Here is a 16,468-nt window from a genome sequence, read left to right as displayed (position 1 = left end):
CGAATTAATTAAAAAAATAAAATGAAATCTAAACTGGAAGCGACTGAATTTAGAAATAAGATTAAAAGCAACACAGTAATTGGTAACCCAAAACTTAAATATATTAGTCCATTTTGGTTATTCAGAATATTTGAAGGAATTTCAAAACCTTTTTATGGAAATTTTGACGATTCAACATTTCGTTTAACAATAAATACAGCCATATTGCCGACATTTTATACAATAAAAGGCAATTACAAAACAGCAAATAGAACATTAAATATTAGTTATACAATTGAGCCAACTCACAAACTTTCAATTATTTGGATAAAGTATTTTCCAATTATTGCATTTGTTTTAGCAAATTCAGTTCTTATTAGTCAAGAAAAAATCCCTTTACAAGTATATTTATTTTTTAACTTGTTTATTGTTTTTTCAACGTTTTATACAAAATGGCGAACAAAACAAGAAATGAAAAATTTAGAACGAAAGTTCAACGAAATATTTGAAATCATAATTTAATTAAGAATCACACAAAAATTTATCATTTCGATCCCGAGGCTTCGGGATCGAAATCTGCGAGATTCTGCAAGACTAAGAAATACTAAACGGAGCTACTTGTGAAGATTTCTCTCCCGAAGCCTCGGGATCGAAATGACAAAAATAAAAACGGTTGCTTCTTATGAAAGTGAGTCGCCTAGCCCTGATAGAAGCGGTATCCTTTTTCTTGCTTCTTTAGCAAGGAAAAGATACAAGCGGATAGCAGGAATAGCTTCAAAAATTAATTATTATCGTTTATATTTGCAATTCGATATAAAACACTGATTTTATTTTAATCTAAAATCAGCAATCTATAAATCTAAAATTAAAATGAGACACACAAAAGTTAAAGACTTATTAAACAGTACTACGACGCTACAAGAAGTGAATGCAAAAGGATGGGTGAGAACTTTTAGAAATAATCAGTTCATCGCGCTTAATGACGGTTCTACCATTAATAATATACAATGTGTTGTTGATTTTGAAAATACACCAGAAGAAACTTTAAAAAGAATCACGACTGGAGCTGCGGTTTCTGTAATCGGAACTTTGGTTGAAAGTAAAGGTGCAGGTCAGAAATATGAAATTCAGGTTAATAAACTTGAAATCCTTGGAGATTCTGATGCTGAGAAATTCCCAATGCAGCCTAAAAAACACTCTTTAGAATTTTTACGCGAAAATGCTCACTTGCGCGTACGTACAAATGCTTTTGGTGCGATTATGCGTGTACGTTCTGTATTGTCTTATGCAGTTCACAGCTATTTTCAACAAAAAGGTTTTGTGTATGTAAACACACCAATTATTACCGGCGCTGACGCTGAAGGTGCTGGAGAAATGTTTCAGGTGACTTCATTGCCTTTGGATAATCTTCCAAAAAACGAAGAAGGAAACATTGATTTCAAAGAAGATTTCTTTGGAAAACATACTAACTTAACAGTTTCTGGACAATTAGAAGGGGAAACTTTTGCTATGGCTTTGGGTCAGATTTATACTTTTGGGCCAACTTTTAGAGCAGAAAATTCAAACACTTCTCGTCACTTGGCAGAATTCTGGATGATCGAGCCAGAGGTTGCTTTCAACGATCTTGATGATAACATGGATTTGGCTGAAGATTTTATTCAGTACGTAATTAAATATGCTTTAGACAATTGTGGAGACGATTTGAAATTCTTAGAAGGGAGACTTTTAGAAGAAGAAAAATCAAAACCGCAAGCAGACAGAAGCGAAATGCCTTTGTTAGAGAAATTGAATTTTGTTTTGGAGAACAACTTCAAACGTGTTTCTTATACTGAAGCAATTGACATTTTAAGAGATTCAACTCCAAATAAAAAGAAAAAATTCAGCTACTTAATTAACGAATGGGGAGCTGATTTACAGTCAGAACACGAGCGTTACTTGGTTGAAAAGCACTTTAAATGTCCGGTAATTTTATACGATTATCCAGCAAACATTAAAGCGTTTTACATGCGTTTGAACGACAACACAGAACCAGGAAGAGAAACAGTTCGTGCCATGGATATCCTTTTCCCAGGAATTGGAGAAATCGTAGGTGGTTCTGAAAGAGAAGAACGTTACGATGTTTTAGTTCAGAAAATGGAAGCTTTAGGAATCGACAAAGAAGAATTATACTGGTATTTAGACACCAGAAGATTTGGTTCTGCCACTCACGCAGGTTTCGGATTAGGATTTGAACGTTTGGTATTGTTTGTAACCGGAATGACAAACATTAGGGACGTAATTCCTTTCCCAAGAACTCCTGGAAGCGCGGAATTTTAAAAAATTAGTTTAAAAAAGTTTCAAGTTTCAGGTTTCAAGTTATTGAAGCTTGAACTAAAATTATAAAATTTGTTTTCAAGTTTCAGGTTTTAGGTTCTCCGTTCAGTTGGAAAACATGAAACTTGAAACTTGAAACTTTTAACAAAAACAAATGCTAAAGCAATTTTTAAATTTAAAATTATCCCAAAAATTATCTCCACAGCAAATTCAGCTGATGAAGTTAATTCAATTGCCTACGCAAGCTTTTGAGCAACGTTTATTAGAAGAAATGAACGAAAACCCGGCTTTGGAAGCTGGAAAAGAAGACGAATACGAAGCCGATGAATTCGCCAATGAAGAATACGACGATTATGATGATGCAGAATCTGACAGAATCGAAGCAGACGACATTAATATTGACGAATACTTAAGCGACGACGATACGCCTGATTATAAAACTCAGGTAAATAATTATGGTGAAGATGAAGAAAGAGAAACACCTTTTGCTTCTCCAATTAGTTTTCATCAGGATTTAATCAATCAGCTGAATACTTTTATTCTGAACGATCAAGAACGTGAAATTGCAGAATTTCTTGTTGGAAGTATTGATGATATGGGTTATATCCGCAGAAGCGTTCCGGATATTGTTGATGATATGGCTTTTACTCAGGGAATTTATACTGATGAAGCAATGGTCGAAAAAATGCTTCACGTTATTCACGAACTTGAACCTTCCGGAGTTGGAGCACGTGATCTGCAGGAATGTTTATTATTGCAGTTAAAGCACAAAACACCAACTGAATATGTTGATTTAGCAATTGACATCATCGAAAATCAATTTGATGCTTTTACAAAAAAACATTACGATAAACTTTTACAGAAATATAGTGTTTCTAACGAACAGCTTAAAAAAGCCATTCACGAAATCGAAAGACTAAATCCAAAACCGGGAGGATCTTTTACCGGAAACAATAAAGTTACGGAGAATGTAGTTCCGGATTTTGCCATCAGAATTGTTGACGGCGAGCTAGAATTAACCTTAAACGGAAGAAATGCTCCTTCTCTGCATGTTTCTAAAGATTATCAGGAAATGATGCAGACGTATAAAGATTCTCGTGATAAATCGACTGCTCAGAAAGATGCAGTTCAGTTTATCAAACAGAAATTGGATTCGGCTAAATGGTTTATAGATGCGATCAGACAGCGTCAGGAAACACTTTTTGTAACGATGAATGCGATTATGCATTATCAGGAGGAATTCTTTTTAGACGGCGACGAAACCAAACTAAAACCGATGATCTTAAAAGATATTGCCGATATGGTTGGATTGGATATTTCGACAATTTCGCGTGTTGCCAACAGTAAATATGTTGAAACACCCTACGGAACAAAACTAATCAAAGAATTTTTCTCTGAAGCGATGAAAAATGATCAAGGTGAAGATGTTTCGACTTTAGAAATCAAAAAGATTCTGAAGAATACAATTGAAGAAGAAGACAAACACAAACCGCTTCCAGATGATCAATTGGCTGAAATTCTTAAAGAAAAAGGATATCCGATTGCGAGAAGAACTATTGCAAAATACCGAGAACAGCTTGATATTCCGGTAGCAAGAATGAGAAAGAAGATTTAATATAATTACTCATTATAAACCAGATTAAAATCCGTCCTTAAAATATGGATAAAACTACAGGTTCTTTAATAGTACCGAAGGAACGTAGTATATTGTAGAGCGGGACTTCAGTCCATTTTAAACAAAACAACAAACCCGATAGATTTTTGAAATCTGTCGGGTTTTATTTTTTTTCTGGAAGTTCAATTATTTATATTGATCAGCCAATATTTTTACTTCAAACAAAGACGCTTTCTTTCTGTCACTATATTTATAAACCAAGGTATAATCATTATCTCTAAAAACTTGAAGCCCCGGATTTGCTTTTGCAGTGCTGATCAAACTTTTTTCAATTTCTTTCTTTATAACATTAATTTCTGCAGTTTCTTTTTCTACATTCATCAATGTCAAATTATACTGCACAACTTGCTCTGAAGGTAAATTTACACTGTCTAGTCGAATTCCTTGCTGAATCGTGAGAGGACAATTTTTATTATATTTTCCAACTAATTCTGTTATTTCAGTATTTACTTCATCTGAATTCTTCGAAAGATAAAACTGAAAAAAGACAGCTAAAAAAATCGCAATTCCAATTACAACCAATAATAAGATGTTCTGTTTTCTTTTACTTTGCTTTTCTTGCATTTGTTATTTGGCTTTAAATGGAATTTTGAATTTATTTCTCTTGGCTTTTTTTCATCGCATTATAATATGCTGCACGGCTAAGCGGCTCATATTCTTCGGTTTCACCGAGCATTACCAATTTATCATTGTCGGTTTTACGAAAACTGTAATTCGCTAAATTTCCTGTTCTGGTGCAAACTGCGTGAACTTTAGTTACATATTCGGCGGTTGCCATAAGAGCTGGCATGGGTCCGAAAGGATTTCCTTTAAAGTCCATATCAAGTCCTGCAACTATAACACGAATTCCTTGATTGGCAAGATCATTACAAACCGTAACAATTTCATCATCAAAGAACTGCGCTTCATCAATTCCGATAACGTCGCATCCTTGGGCTAAAATAGCAATATTTGCTGCTGCTGGAACTGGGGTTGAGCGAATTTCGTTGGCATCGTGCGATACCACCATTTCGTCATGATAGCGGGTATCAATAGCAGGTTTAAAAATTTCGACTCTTTGTTTGGCAAATTGGGCGCGTTTTAATCTGCGGATTAACTCCTCGGTTTTACCCGAAAACATTGATCCACAAATAACTTCAATCCAACCAAATTGTTCTTTGTGATTTACTGTATTTTCGAGAAACATTTTGTATTTTTCTACCTTTAAAAATGAATAGTTTTTATTACTTTGTACTGGTAATAAATTGACGCAAAATTTTGATGTTTTACGTTTTTTCAAAAGTAGAAAATTTTTATCAAATCGGAGATTCGCAAACGCTTATTAACAGAAATAAAAATTATCTCGTTGATTTTCTCCATTAATAAAGACATTCAAATACAAAATACACTAAAATACCCTATTCACTATAATTTCAACAGTTATGAAAAAAAAATTGGAAGCCGATTTAATCAGCATTGCACATCGAATTTTAAAGCTTAAAAATAAATCCGATATCAATCAATTGTATCTTGAAACTCAGAAATTATATGAGAAACTGGCGATTTTAAAATTTGTCGATGAAAATTTCGACACGGCAAAACCAACGATCAGCCACAGCGACATTAGTTCTGAAATCGAAACTATTTTCGAAAAACAAGAAAACACTCCAGCAGAAGCTGTGATTGAAACTCCTGTTGCAGTTGAAGAAACTCCAAATGAAATAATCGCCGAATCAGAAGTGACAGAAGAAAATAAAGCTGAGGAAGCTTCTGAAGAAATCGTTGCCGAAGTTCCAGAAGAAATAATTGCGGAATCTATTGTTGAAACTATTCCTGAAACTGCCGAAAATGTTCAAGATCCAATTATTAAAAAAATTGAAGAAGCTGTTTTTGAAGCTAAAAAAACAATCGAAGCAAATAGAGATCTTTCTTTTACGACAGTAAACGAACTAAAACCAATTCCGGATTTTAAACCTGCTTTTGAATTAGAAAAAATTGAAGAGGAAAAAGAAGAGCCAAAAATTGAAACTTCAACAAAATCAATTCCAGTTCCAATTTCGTTTGAAGATTTCGGAATCAATTATGCCGATGCACAATTTGTAAAAGTGGATAGTTTTGAAGCAGTTTCTCCCGTTCCTACTCCATTATTCAATGAATTTACAGAAAAGAAAACTCCTGAAACGGCAGTTTTAGAAACTCATTCTGAACCAAAGACAGTTACTTTAAACGAAAAACTGGCAAAAGGTTTTCACGTTGATTTGAATGATAGAATTGCTTTTACTAAAAATCTTTTCGGAAACAGTTCTGAAGATTACAGTCGTGTTTTAAATCAATTATTGACTTTTGATACTTTTGGAGAAGCCAAAGATTTTATTGAAAATATGGTAAAACCAGATTATAATAACTGGGAAGGAAAAGATGATTATGCAGAACGTTTTCTGGGAATTGTAGAGAAAAAATTCTCTTAAACACGAATTTCACAGATTTACACTAATTTATTTTGGTGAAATTTTTAGCATTCTAATCATTCGTGCTAATTCGTGCAATCTGTGTTAAATATAAAAAAACTATGTCTAAATTATATATCGTTCCAACGCCAATTGGCAATCTTGAAGACATGACTTTTCGTGCGATCAGAATTCTGAAAGAAGTCGATTTGATTTTGGCCGAGGACACCCGAACAAGCGGAAAACTTTTAAAGCATTTTGAAATTGGCACGCACATGCACAGCCATCATATGCACAACGAACATAAAACGACTGAAAATTTAATTGCACGTTTGAAAGCTGGCGAAACTATAGCTTTAATTTCTGACGCAGGAACTCCGGCAATTTCAGATCCAGGTTTTTTATTAACACGCGCTTGCGTCGAAAATAAAATTGAAGTAGAATGTCTGCCTGGTGCAACCGCTTTTGTTCCCGCGTTAGTAAACAGCGGATTGCCAAATGATAAATTTATTTTTGAAGGTTTTTTGCCGGATAAAAAAGGACGTCAGACTCGTTTTTTGGCTTTAGCCGAAGAAACCAGAACGATGATTCTATACGTTTCACCGCATAAACTCGTTAAGACTTTAGCCGAATTTATTCAATATTTTGGAGAAGACAGACAAGTTTGCGTTTCGAGAGAATTATCAAAATTACACGAAGAAAATGTCCGCGGCACCGCAAGAGAAGTTTTAACTCATTTTGAAAAAACAGCACCGCGAGGTGAAATCGTGGTTGTCGTTGCTGGAAAAACAATAGAAAAAGAAGCTAAGAAAAATAAGTATTCGAAGGATGATGATAACGAGGAATAAAACTTATACTATTTACAGTTATCCAACAGAATTATGAGAAACGCAGAAACGATATCGTGGATAGTTCTAGCTTTAGCAATTGCTTCTCAAGATTCTCCAGTTAATTTTATTTCAATTTCTCAAATTGCAGATGGGATAAATCATTCTATTCCAAACGAAAAAGAAATGCAAAGCTCACTAACTTGGCTTAATAACAATAAACTAATTGTAAAAACAGGAAAGAAATATTCTTTAACTGAAATCGGAAAAGAAATATTTTCTGAAACTCAAAGTGAAACAAAAACACTTTTGAGAATGTGGAAAAGGTTAGCAACCAAGATTGAACTTAAGCTTCAAGTATAAAATATAAAGATTAAAAAACAATGACAATTCAAGCCTTTTTAGAAAAAGTAAAACAAACTCCAACACAAATAACATTCCCGGAAACTATTGCAGTAATTGAGGAAAACTATAATTTTACTCCAACTGCTTTTCAAAATGGAACACAGCATAATGCTGCTGGCGAAAACTCTGGTTCTTGCAAATTATTTTCTTTCGCGAAATTGCAAAACTTAAGCAAAGAAGAAACTTTAGCTTGTTTCGGCGCTTTTTATTTCGAAGAAGTTTTAAAAGATCCAAACGGAACCAATCACCAAAACATTAGAAATTTCATCAGCTTAGGCTGGGACGGAATTCAGTTTGAAGGAAATGCTTTAGAATTGAAGTAATTTTATTTAAGATTTTTGATTAACGATTTTTGATTTCAGAATTACAAATCTTTTTAATTACAAATCTGTATTTCAAATAAAAAATCGTTAATCTTCATTCAAAAATCAAAAATCATTAAAAATGCGTTGGACATTAAAACCAAAACCTTCTGAAGATAAAATCAAACATTTGGCGCAAGCCTTAAATGTAGAAGATTTTGTAGCAACACTTTTGATTCAGCGTGGCATTGAAACTTTTGACGATGCCAAGAATTTCTTTCGCCCATCGTTAGAACATCTTCATGATCCGTATTTGATGAAAGATATGGACAAAGCGGTTTCCCGAATCGAATCGGCTATTGAAAATCAGGAAAATATATTGGTTTTTGGCGATTATGATGTTGATGGAACGACAGCCGTTTCTTTGGTTTCATCTTATTTGAAATCGCATTATCCTAATATTGCTACTTATATTCCAGATCGTTATGATGAAGGTTACGGAATTTCTTTTAAAGGAATTGACTTTGCCGATGATAACGGATTTTCATTAATTATCGCTTTAGATTGTGGTATCAAATCAATAGATCATATCGCCTACGCGAAAGAAAAAAACATCGACTTTATTATTTGCGATCACCACAGACCCGGAAATATTCTTCCTGATGCTGTTGCAATTTTAGATCCTAAAAGAGAAGACTGCTCCTACCCGTACGATGAATTATGCGGTTGTGGCGTTGGTTTTAAACTGATTCAGGCTTTGGGCCAAAATCGAAATGAAACTATTGAAGATCTTGTTCCGTATCTGGATTTGGTTGCAACTGCGATTGCAGCAGATATTGTTCCGATCACGGGAGAAAACCGTGTTTTGGCTTATTTTGGATTGCAAGTTATTAATAGCGAACCAAGACCGGGAATCAAAGCTTTAGTGCATCAGGTAAAGAAGAAAGTTTTGGACATTACCGATGTTGTTTTTATTATTTCTCCTAGAATAAATGCTGCAGGAAGAATCAAACATGGAAATCATGCGGTCGAATTATTAACTGAATTTGATTTTGATCAAGCGCAGCAATTTGCTTCCGAAATTGAGCAATACAATGCAGATCGAAAAGATCTAGATAAAAAAATTACCAAAGAAGCTTTTCAGCAAATTATAGAAAATCAAGAAGAAGAGCGTTTTTCAACTGTTGTTTTTCAAGAAGACTGGCACAAAGGCGTAATTGGGATTGTCGCTTCAAGATTAATAGAAACGTATTATCGCCCCACTTTGGTTTTCACTAAAAGCGGCGACAAATATGCTGCTTCGGCAAGATCTGTAAAAGGTTTTGACGTTTATAATGCTCTAGACGCTTGTGCACATCATTTAGAACAATTTGGAGGCCATATGTACGCTGCGGGAATGACGTTGAAAGCTGAGAATTATAAAACTTTTAAAGAAGCTTTTGAGAAACAAGTTTCAGCAACCATTTTGCCTGAAATGCGAACACCGGAAATCGAAATTGATGCAGAGATAAACTTTAGCGATATTACACCAAAACTGATTCGGATTTTAAAACAATTTGAACCTTTTGGTCCGCAAAATATGACACCTGTTTTTATGACTTCGGATGTAAAAGATACAGGTTATGCCAAAACTTTAGGCGCAGACGAAGAACATTTGAGGCTTTTCGTTAAACAATCCCGAAGCATTGGGACAGACGGAATTGCAGCAATTGGTTTTGGACTCGGAAAAAAAATAGACCTTACCAAAAATCAAAATACTTTTCAGCTTGCCTATTGTATTGCTGAAAATGAGTGGAACGGAAATGTTTCGACTCAGCTTATGCTAAAAGATATTAGAACAAATGAAAGATAAATCAAAAAAAGCCGACCCGTATCAGGCATTGCGCTACAGAGAATTTAATATTTTTTTAATCCTGCGTTTTGCAATGGTTTTTGCGTGGTCCATGCAGTTTATTGTTATTGAATGGGAAGTTTACAGCTTAACGAAAAATCCGCTTTCTTTGGGCTTTATTGGTTTGGCAGAAATAATACCAGCCATCGGAATGTCTTTATTTGCTGGACACATGGTCGATCAAAGAGAAAAAAGAGGATTGTTGGTAAAATGTATCCTCGGTTTTTCGGTCGTTAGTTTTGGACTGTTTTTATTAACGTGGCCAAAAATTGTTCACGGGTGGTCTACAGATGCAATCCTACTTTCTATTTACTTTTTAGTTTTTATCGGTGGATTGGTTCGTTCTTTTCTTGGTCCAACTATTTTCTCACTTTTATCTTTGATTGTTCCTAAAAAAGCATATCCAAACGCAGCAACCTGGAGCAGTTCGGTGTGGCAGATTGGTTCTGTTTTAGGGCCAGCCGTTGCAGGATTTTCGATCAATTGGATTGGGGTTCACTGGTCAATGTGTTTGGTAGTTGGGTTTTCTGTTTTCTCATTAATCGCATTATCTCAAATTGAGAAAAAACCAATTTTAAATCCAAAAATTGGCGAGCCAATTATGGAAAGTCTGAAAGAGGGAATTAAATTTGTTTTCAATAATAAAACCATTTTGGGAGTTCTTTCACTTGATATGGTTGCCGTGCTTTTTGGTGGAGCTGTAGCTTTACTGCCTGTTTTTGCACAGGATATTTTAAAAGTTGGCCCTGAAGGATTCGGCGTTTTAAGAGCTGCTCCCGCTGTTGGAGCTTTTATCACAATGTTGGTATCGGCCTACGTTCCTTTATACAAAAAAGCCGGAATGAAACTGTTGGCTGCCATTTTTATCTTCGGATTGTCTATTATATTATTTGGAGTTTCGACTATTTTCTGGGTTTCGGTAGTTGCTTTATTCTTAAGTGGACTTGCTGATGGAATTTCAGTTGTTATTCGTCAAACCATTTTACAGCTTAAAACTCCTGATCACATGCGTGGCCGCGTGGCAGCAGTAAATTCTATATTTGTTGGGTCATCAAATGAATTAGGCGCATTTGAAAGCGGCTTAACCGCACGATTAATGGGAACTGTTGTTTCGGTAGTTTTTGGAGGAAGTATGACGCTTTTAACCGTTTTAGGTTTCGGAATAAAATCGCCTACATTTAGAAATCTAGATCTTCAAAAAGATATGGATGATCATCAGAATATGGAGTAATTATATTTTCTCATATATGTAATATAAGTTCATCTAATTATAGAACTTTAAATTAAATAGCCTCAAGTTAAACTGAGGCTGTTTTATTTTATTATTTCGCCGTATGCCAAAATAAGAATGTTTAATATGAACTTATTTTACTTATAGAGTTTGAAAATTTTCTGTTTTTTATGAATCTTTTATTTAGAACTAATATAAATAATATTTATATTTGTGACAATAAAAAGATTTGCAATGAGAGAAATAGAGCAGATATACCACAACAATTTTGGGATAGCTTTTTACTGGAAAAAAGAAAACGAAACATTGGTAGACAAAGTACAGCTCGTTTTTAAGGAAACAGGTTTTTATTTCACCATTTCTGAAATGAATCAATTCTGTGATTTAATAGAAGACAGCCTGATCGAAAATGCATGTTGCGAAGCTTGCGAATTAAAATATTCTTGTCATAAATTTTTATTGAAAACACCTTGCGCAGCAATAGATTTGGCTGTTTCTATGACAGAATTAAAATCTATTAAAGATTTGGTTGAAGGGTCTTTGTTCCGAATTGAACTTGACGAATATGTTTATGGAGCTGGCTTGAATTAAGAAGCATTCTAAATATTTTAACAACATTTTTTCATTATTGAAATATATTTTGATTTTCTTCAAAAAAAAGTATATTTACAGCAATGAAAAAAACTTGCATTCTTTTTGTCCTTGCTGTTTTAGCCGTTTTTCTAACAAACTGCACAAATAAATCTGATGAATATATAGACCCGCGCGGTACTGATTACGCAGGTTCTGAAAGCTGTATTCAATGTCATCAGACACAACATCAATTGGCTTTAGTGAGTTCTCATTTTAAAGCAACTGCTCCAGCAACCTTAGAAAATGTTTTAGGTGATTTTAATAAAGGAAATCATGTTTTCATCTATGACAAAAATACCAAATTGGTCATGGAAGAACGCAACGACAGCCTGTACCAAGTTTTATACAAAAATGGAAAAGAAGTCGAAGCACATCCTTATGATATTGTCTTTGGAACAAAACATGCACAAACAAGTGCTTTCTGGAAAAACCATTACACATACGAACTTCCATTATCGTATTACAAATCCTTAAACAGTTGGGCTACAAGTCCGGGATATCCGGCAGACAAACCAAATTTTACTCGAGAAATAGCTAAAGAATGCTACGGCTGTCACAGCTCAAATATTGCAAGCAGTTACATAACAACAAGTTCAGACAAAGTAAGTTCGATGACAATGGAAGTCGAGAATTTTATGGACAAAAACACTTTAGTGTACGGTATTGACTGTGAACGTTGTCATGGTCCTGGAAAAGAGCACGTTCAAACTCACTTAAAATTTCCTGATCTAAAGAAATCCCAAAATATTGTTGCCTTCAAAAATCTGACCAGACAGCAACGAATTGATGCTTGTGCAATATGCCATTCAGGAAACGATAAACTCAGAATGAAATCTCGTTTTCAATTTAAGCCCGGTGATAATATAAATGATTACTTCAGAGCAACTCCATCCTCAAATGATAGTCTTCACTTTGATGTTCACGGCAATCAATTGGGTTTATTGGCGCAAAGCAAATGTTTTCAAAAAAGCGAAAAAATGGATTGCATGACCTGTCATAATCCACACGAGAATGCGCCTACTAAACTAGCGTCTTATTCTAAGATCTGCATGAATTGTCATCAAGATTTAAAACACACTGAAACTACATTAAAAACAATGTCAGGAAGCATGCTGGCAAATAATTGTGTAGAATGCCATATGCCGAAAAAACCGTCTAGTGCGATTAAATTTCAGCTTTCAAACAGCAAGCAATTTTCGAATTACAATCTGAGAACGCACAAAATCGGAATTTATCCGGCTAAATAAAAATAGTTATTTTTCGAATTTTTGAAGTTCAAAAGTTTCACCGTCAAAAACGCCGTAGGTAAAATAACCAATCCAGTCGCCAAGATTTACATATTTAGCATCTTCGCCAACAGGAATGATCATTGGCAAATGACGATGTCCGAAAATAAAATAATTATAATGTTTGGTTTCGAGTTTTCGTTTGGCGTACAAAACCAGCCATTCGTTTTCTTCGCCTAAAAATTTTACATCTTCGTCACCAGAAATCAATTTGTTTTTAACCGATAAATATTGCGCTAAACTCACGCCAACATCTGGATGAAGCCATCGGAAAAGCCATTTTGAAAACGAATTTGTAAATACCTTTTTCATCCTTTTATAACCTTTGTCGCCAGGACCTTTTCCGTCACCGTGGCCAATCAAAAAGGTTTTTCCGTTAAAAGTAAATTCTTTGTTATCGTGGTAAACCGGAATATTTAATTCGGTTTCAAAATAATCGTTCATCCACAAATCGTGATTTCCAACAAAAAAGTAAATCGGAATACCGCTGTCGCGAATTTCAGCCAATTTGCCTAAAATACGCACAAATCCTTTTGGCACAACGGTTTTATATTCAAACCAAAAATCAAATAAATCGCCCAATAAAAAAATAGCTTCCGCATCTTCTTTAACCTCATCCAACCAAGCGACAAATTTCTTTTCACGAGGCAAACTCAACTCTGGAGTCGGCGCTCCAAAATGCTGATCAGAAGCAAAATATACTTTTTTCATTGATTTTTTTTTTGTGAACTGTGAGTTGTGATTTGTGAGATGTCAAATGTGAGTTGTGAGATGTCAAATGTGAATTGTTTTACCTTTCACATCTTACTTTTTACTTTTTACTTTTTACATTTTACTTTTCACATCTTACTTTTCACATCTTACTTTTTACTTTTTACTGATTATCACTTGCGTACCACTCTGCAAATGACGATTCTGTTTCTTGAAGTTTAAGTGAGAAAAGCGTTATTCCTGCAGGAAGCCTTGCAACAATTCTTTCAGCAAAATCGACCACCATGTTTTCACTTGTTGGCTGATAATCTACTAAAATTACGTGATGTCCGCGGTTTTTCAATTCATTTGCCAATTCGATATGCGGTGTAGTTTCGTTAAAAACAGTTGCATGATCAAACTGATCGACAATTTCTTCTTTTACAATTTTCTTTAAATCTGAAAAATCGATTACCATTCCGAATTTCACATTGTTTCGATCCGTGATTGGCGAACCAATAACCGTTACCGATAATTTATAACTGTGCCCGTGAACGTTTTTGCATTTTCCGTCGTAACCGTACAAAGCGTGACCGGTTTCGAAATTAAATTGCTTTGTAATTCTGATATTACTCATCGATTTAAATTTTAGGTTGCAAATTTACAAATTAATAACCGTTTTCGGGTCTTTTTTTAGCTTTGTTATATTGAGTCCAAACTTTGTCAAAATTCAAGAACTGAGACTGAGATTGAAAACTGAAAATTACTTCTTAAACTGCGTCAGAGCATTTCTGCTAAAATCAGACAAAACCAATTTACCTGTAATCTTAGCACGTTCAATTAAAATCGATTCCCATTGTTCTGTTCCTTCCCAAATGATTTTTTTCATTTCGAATAAAGCTTCAGGATTATACGAACTTAGTTTTTGAGCAAAATTCGCAACTTCGGCATCTAATTCCGCTGCAGTATGAAGTGAGGCGTAAAGTCCGTTTTGCAAAGCCCAGTTAGCCGACTTCCATTCGTGCGCCGCCAATGTCATTTCTGTCATCGCCGTTTTTCCTATTTTTCTCGAAACAGCCGGTTCGATAACAAAAGGCCCAATTCCGATTGCCAATTCAGATAATTTTACTGCACTTTCGGGTGTTGCCAAAACATAATCGCAAGTCGCAATAATGCCGACACCGCCACCTACTGCTTTGCCTTGAACACGGCCGACAATTATTTTAGAACAATTTCGCATGGCGTTTAACAAATGTGCAAAACCAGAGAAAAATTCTGTTCCCTGCTCCTCATTTTGAACTTGCAAAAGTTCGTCAAACGAAGCGCCAGAGCAAAAAACTTTCGAACCTTCACTTTGTAAAACTATAACCGAAACCGTTTCATTTCGGCTTAACAAATTAATTTCGGCAGTTAAGCGATCCAGTAATTCACGCGGAAAAGAATTGCTCGCAGGATGACCAAATTGCACCGTTGCAACGGCATTATTAAAAGTAGTTTCTAAAGAACCGTTTTGAATTTCTGAACTCATAAAAATAGATTTGAACGTAAAGTTACGGTTTTGCAAAATATTTTCAGCCGAAGCAATTTGAAATTTGTTTTTTGTCAATTAATTGACTTTATTTGTTAACGTTTTGGGGGATTAGCTCATTTGGCTAGAGCGCTTGCCTGGCAGGCAAGAGGTGGTCGGTTCGAATCCGATATTCTCCACAAAACAAAACCCTTGTAATTTAGTTTACAAGGGTTTATTTTTTTTAAATTAACTATTTTACAAAATCTTGTCATTTCGATAGAATTTTAGATCTTAAATTAATTATTTCTCATTCGCCGAATCTTCAAAATTTGGCTCGTCTTCTTCTGGTTTAGTAAAATCGTTATTCAATTCTTCTGTTAACTTTTTTTTCTCTTTTTGATTTTTCCTAACCGTAAAAACAATTACAACTACAACTACTGCTGCAATAATTCCAATTATGATCCAATTGATTTCCATAGTTTTAATTTTAAATAAATTTACGGATTAAAAAACGCAGCATTATTACTAAAAGGTTAAACCTCATAAATAGTCAGATAAATTTTAGTTTTTCAAAGACCACTTGTTCAAGTAAAAAAAAATTTAATTAACTTACATTAAATTAAAACCTTAAAAATGACATTATTACTGCGATGGTTATTCATACCAATAATAGTTCTGATTGTATTACTATTCTGGAAAGGAAGTCCGCTCCTTATAAAATCAGCATTGCTAATTGTTCCTGCAGTTGGCATTATTTCATGGTTTGCCTACGAAGGTGCTTTTAGCGGAGGTGGCGGATTAGAAAAAATATACGGTTTATTAACCTTAATCGGCTTCTTAATGGTTTACGAAATCGGAATGTTAGTCGATCGTTATTATCTAGTCAAAAAAAGCATCAGCACAGTAGAAGATGATGTACTGCTAATCACCGGAGTGGTTCTTTTAATCGCTTCTGTTATATATTTTGTGATAGCCATTTCAGAATAAAAACCATTATTAAATAGTACTTCTAAAATTAGAAGCAGAAGGTTTTCGTTTTCAAAAGATCGTTTTGTCCCGCTTTCCACTCTATCTTTTCCTTGCTAAAGAAGCAAGAAAAAGGATGCCGTTTCAATCGGGGCTAGAATTGAAGGTTTTGATTTTCAATTTATGTTTTTTGATTTAGATTCACGATTTGCTTTGCAGGCACGGATTGATTGTAAATCCGCGCTATCGGATCTCAAAAACTATATATTATTTCTTGCGGAGATCGCTCGCTCCTCTGGATGATAAGATTGTGTTGATTCAAAGATAAAAACTT

The 16,468-nt window shown here is 34.5% G+C and carries 18 protein-coding genes and 1 tRNA gene; 13 read left to right on the top strand and 6 right to left on the bottom strand.

What is annotated here, in order from left to right; genetic code table 11:
- Positions 1-21 precede the first annotated feature (21 nt).
- The 3 genes from IR010_RS14520 to rpoN all read left to right on the top strand — a co-directional run bounded on the left by IR010_RS14520 (position 22) and on the right by rpoN (position 3,907).
- Positions 22-501 (top strand): hypothetical protein, encoded by a 480-nt coding sequence (locus tag IR010_RS14520; RefSeq protein ID WP_029270709.1) that lies wholly within the window; start codon positions 22-24, stop codon positions 499-501.
- A gap of 348 nt (positions 502-849) precedes the next feature.
- Positions 850-2,295, top strand: a complete 1,446-nt coding sequence (asnS, locus tag IR010_RS14515) for an asparagine--tRNA ligase (RefSeq protein ID WP_194604826.1) — start codon at positions 850-852, stop codon at positions 2,293-2,295.
- Between the two features lie 151 nt (positions 2,296-2,446).
- Entirely contained in the window at positions 2,447-3,907 is a 1,461-nt protein-coding gene (gene rpoN, locus IR010_RS14510) for an RNA polymerase factor sigma-54 (RefSeq protein ID WP_029270715.1), read from the top strand.
- 186 nt (positions 3,908-4,093) lie between these two features.
- On the opposite strand, the gene IR010_RS14505 is transcribed toward rpoN, so the two are convergent.
- Positions 4,094-4,531 carry a hypothetical protein gene (locus IR010_RS14505; protein ID WP_194604825.1) on the bottom strand — a complete coding sequence of 146 codons (438 nt, stop codon included), beginning with the start codon at positions 4,529-4,531 and terminating at the stop codon, positions 4,094-4,096.
- Between the two features lie 31 nt (positions 4,532-4,562).
- Positions 4,563-5,153 carry a thymidine kinase gene (locus tag IR010_RS14500; protein WP_029270718.1) on the bottom strand — a complete coding sequence of 197 codons (591 nt, stop codon included), beginning with the start codon at positions 5,151-5,153 and terminating at the stop codon, positions 4,563-4,565.
- Positions 5,154-5,388: 235 nt separating this feature from the next.
- On the opposite strand from IR010_RS14500, the gene IR010_RS14495 reads away from it, so the two are divergent.
- The 8 genes from IR010_RS14495 (at position 5,389) to IR010_RS14460 (ending at position 12,929) form a co-directional block, all read left to right on the top strand.
- Positions 5,389-6,414, top strand: coding sequence for a hypothetical protein (locus IR010_RS14495; protein WP_029270719.1), 1,026 nt, complete (start codon positions 5,389-5,391; stop codon positions 6,412-6,414).
- 101 nt (positions 6,415-6,515) lie between these two features.
- A complete protein-coding gene (rsmI, locus tag IR010_RS14490; protein WP_194604823.1) occupies positions 6,516-7,241 on the top strand; it encodes a 16S rRNA (cytidine(1402)-2'-O)-methyltransferase in 726 nt (241 codons plus the stop codon).
- Between the two features lie 33 nt (positions 7,242-7,274).
- Positions 7,275-7,583, top strand: a complete 309-nt coding sequence (locus IR010_RS14485; protein WP_194604820.1) for a hypothetical protein — start codon at positions 7,275-7,277, stop codon at positions 7,581-7,583.
- A gap of 20 nt (positions 7,584-7,603) precedes the next feature.
- Positions 7,604-7,948 (top strand): HopJ type III effector protein, encoded by a 345-nt coding sequence (locus tag IR010_RS14480; RefSeq protein WP_194570354.1) that lies wholly within the window; start codon positions 7,604-7,606, stop codon positions 7,946-7,948.
- Positions 7,949-8,069: 121 nt separating this feature from the next.
- Positions 8,070-9,779 (top strand): single-stranded-DNA-specific exonuclease RecJ, encoded by a 1,710-nt coding sequence (gene recJ, locus IR010_RS14475; RefSeq protein ID WP_194604817.1) that lies wholly within the window; start codon positions 8,070-8,072, stop codon positions 9,777-9,779.
- The gene (locus IR010_RS14470; protein WP_029270725.1) at positions 9,769-11,049 is read left to right on the top strand and encodes an MFS transporter; all 1,281 of its coding nucleotides are present in this window, start codon (positions 9,769-9,771) and stop codon (positions 11,047-11,049) included. Before recJ ends, IR010_RS14470 begins: the two co-directional genes overlap by 11 nt.
- A gap of 234 nt (positions 11,050-11,283) precedes the next feature.
- Entirely contained in the window at positions 11,284-11,640 is a 357-nt protein-coding gene (locus IR010_RS14465; RefSeq protein ID WP_029270726.1) for a hypothetical protein, read from the top strand.
- Between the two features lie 83 nt (positions 11,641-11,723).
- Positions 11,724-12,929 carry a cytochrome c3 family protein gene (locus IR010_RS14460; RefSeq protein ID WP_194604815.1) on the top strand — a complete coding sequence of 402 codons (1,206 nt, stop codon included), beginning with the start codon at positions 11,724-11,726 and terminating at the stop codon, positions 12,927-12,929.
- A gap of 6 nt (positions 12,930-12,935) precedes the next feature.
- Here the strand turns inward: IR010_RS14460 and IR010_RS14455 are convergent, their stop codons facing one another.
- From IR010_RS14455 to IR010_RS14445, 3 genes are all read right to left on the bottom strand, one after another.
- Positions 12,936-13,679, bottom strand: coding sequence for a UDP-2,3-diacylglucosamine diphosphatase (locus IR010_RS14455; RefSeq protein ID WP_029270729.1), 744 nt, complete (start codon positions 13,677-13,679; stop codon positions 12,936-12,938).
- 163 nt (positions 13,680-13,842) lie between these two features.
- Positions 13,843-14,295 carry a 6-pyruvoyl trahydropterin synthase family protein gene (locus tag IR010_RS14450; RefSeq protein WP_029270730.1) on the bottom strand — a complete coding sequence of 151 codons (453 nt, stop codon included), beginning with the start codon at positions 14,293-14,295 and terminating at the stop codon, positions 13,843-13,845.
- A 126-nt stretch (positions 14,296-14,421) separates the two neighbouring features.
- Entirely contained in the window at positions 14,422-15,186 is a 765-nt protein-coding gene (locus tag IR010_RS14445) for an enoyl-CoA hydratase/isomerase family protein (RefSeq protein ID WP_194604809.1), read from the bottom strand.
- Positions 15,187-15,291: 105 nt separating this feature from the next.
- Between IR010_RS14445 and IR010_RS14440 the strand changes: the two genes are divergently transcribed.
- A tRNA-Ala gene (locus tag IR010_RS14440) sits at positions 15,292-15,365 on the top strand.
- Positions 15,366-15,468: 103 nt separating this feature from the next.
- On the opposite strand, the gene IR010_RS14435 is transcribed toward IR010_RS14440, so the two are convergent.
- Entirely contained in the window at positions 15,469-15,645 is a 177-nt protein-coding gene (locus IR010_RS14435; protein ID WP_194604806.1) for a hypothetical protein, read from the bottom strand.
- Between the two features lie 156 nt (positions 15,646-15,801).
- On the opposite strand from IR010_RS14435, the gene IR010_RS14430 reads away from it, so the two are divergent.
- Positions 15,802-16,155, top strand: a complete 354-nt coding sequence (locus tag IR010_RS14430; protein WP_194570342.1) for a hypothetical protein — start codon at positions 15,802-15,804, stop codon at positions 16,153-16,155.
- Positions 16,156-16,468 lie beyond the last annotated feature (313 nt).

The organism is Flavobacterium sp. MR2016-29 (assembly GCF_015350695.1).
In the GTDB taxonomy this organism is placed as follows: domain Bacteria; phylum Bacteroidota; class Bacteroidia; order Flavobacteriales; family Flavobacteriaceae; genus Flavobacterium.
Note: the sequence above shows the minus strand (reverse complement) of the source record. Positions and strands in the feature narration are given on the sequence as shown.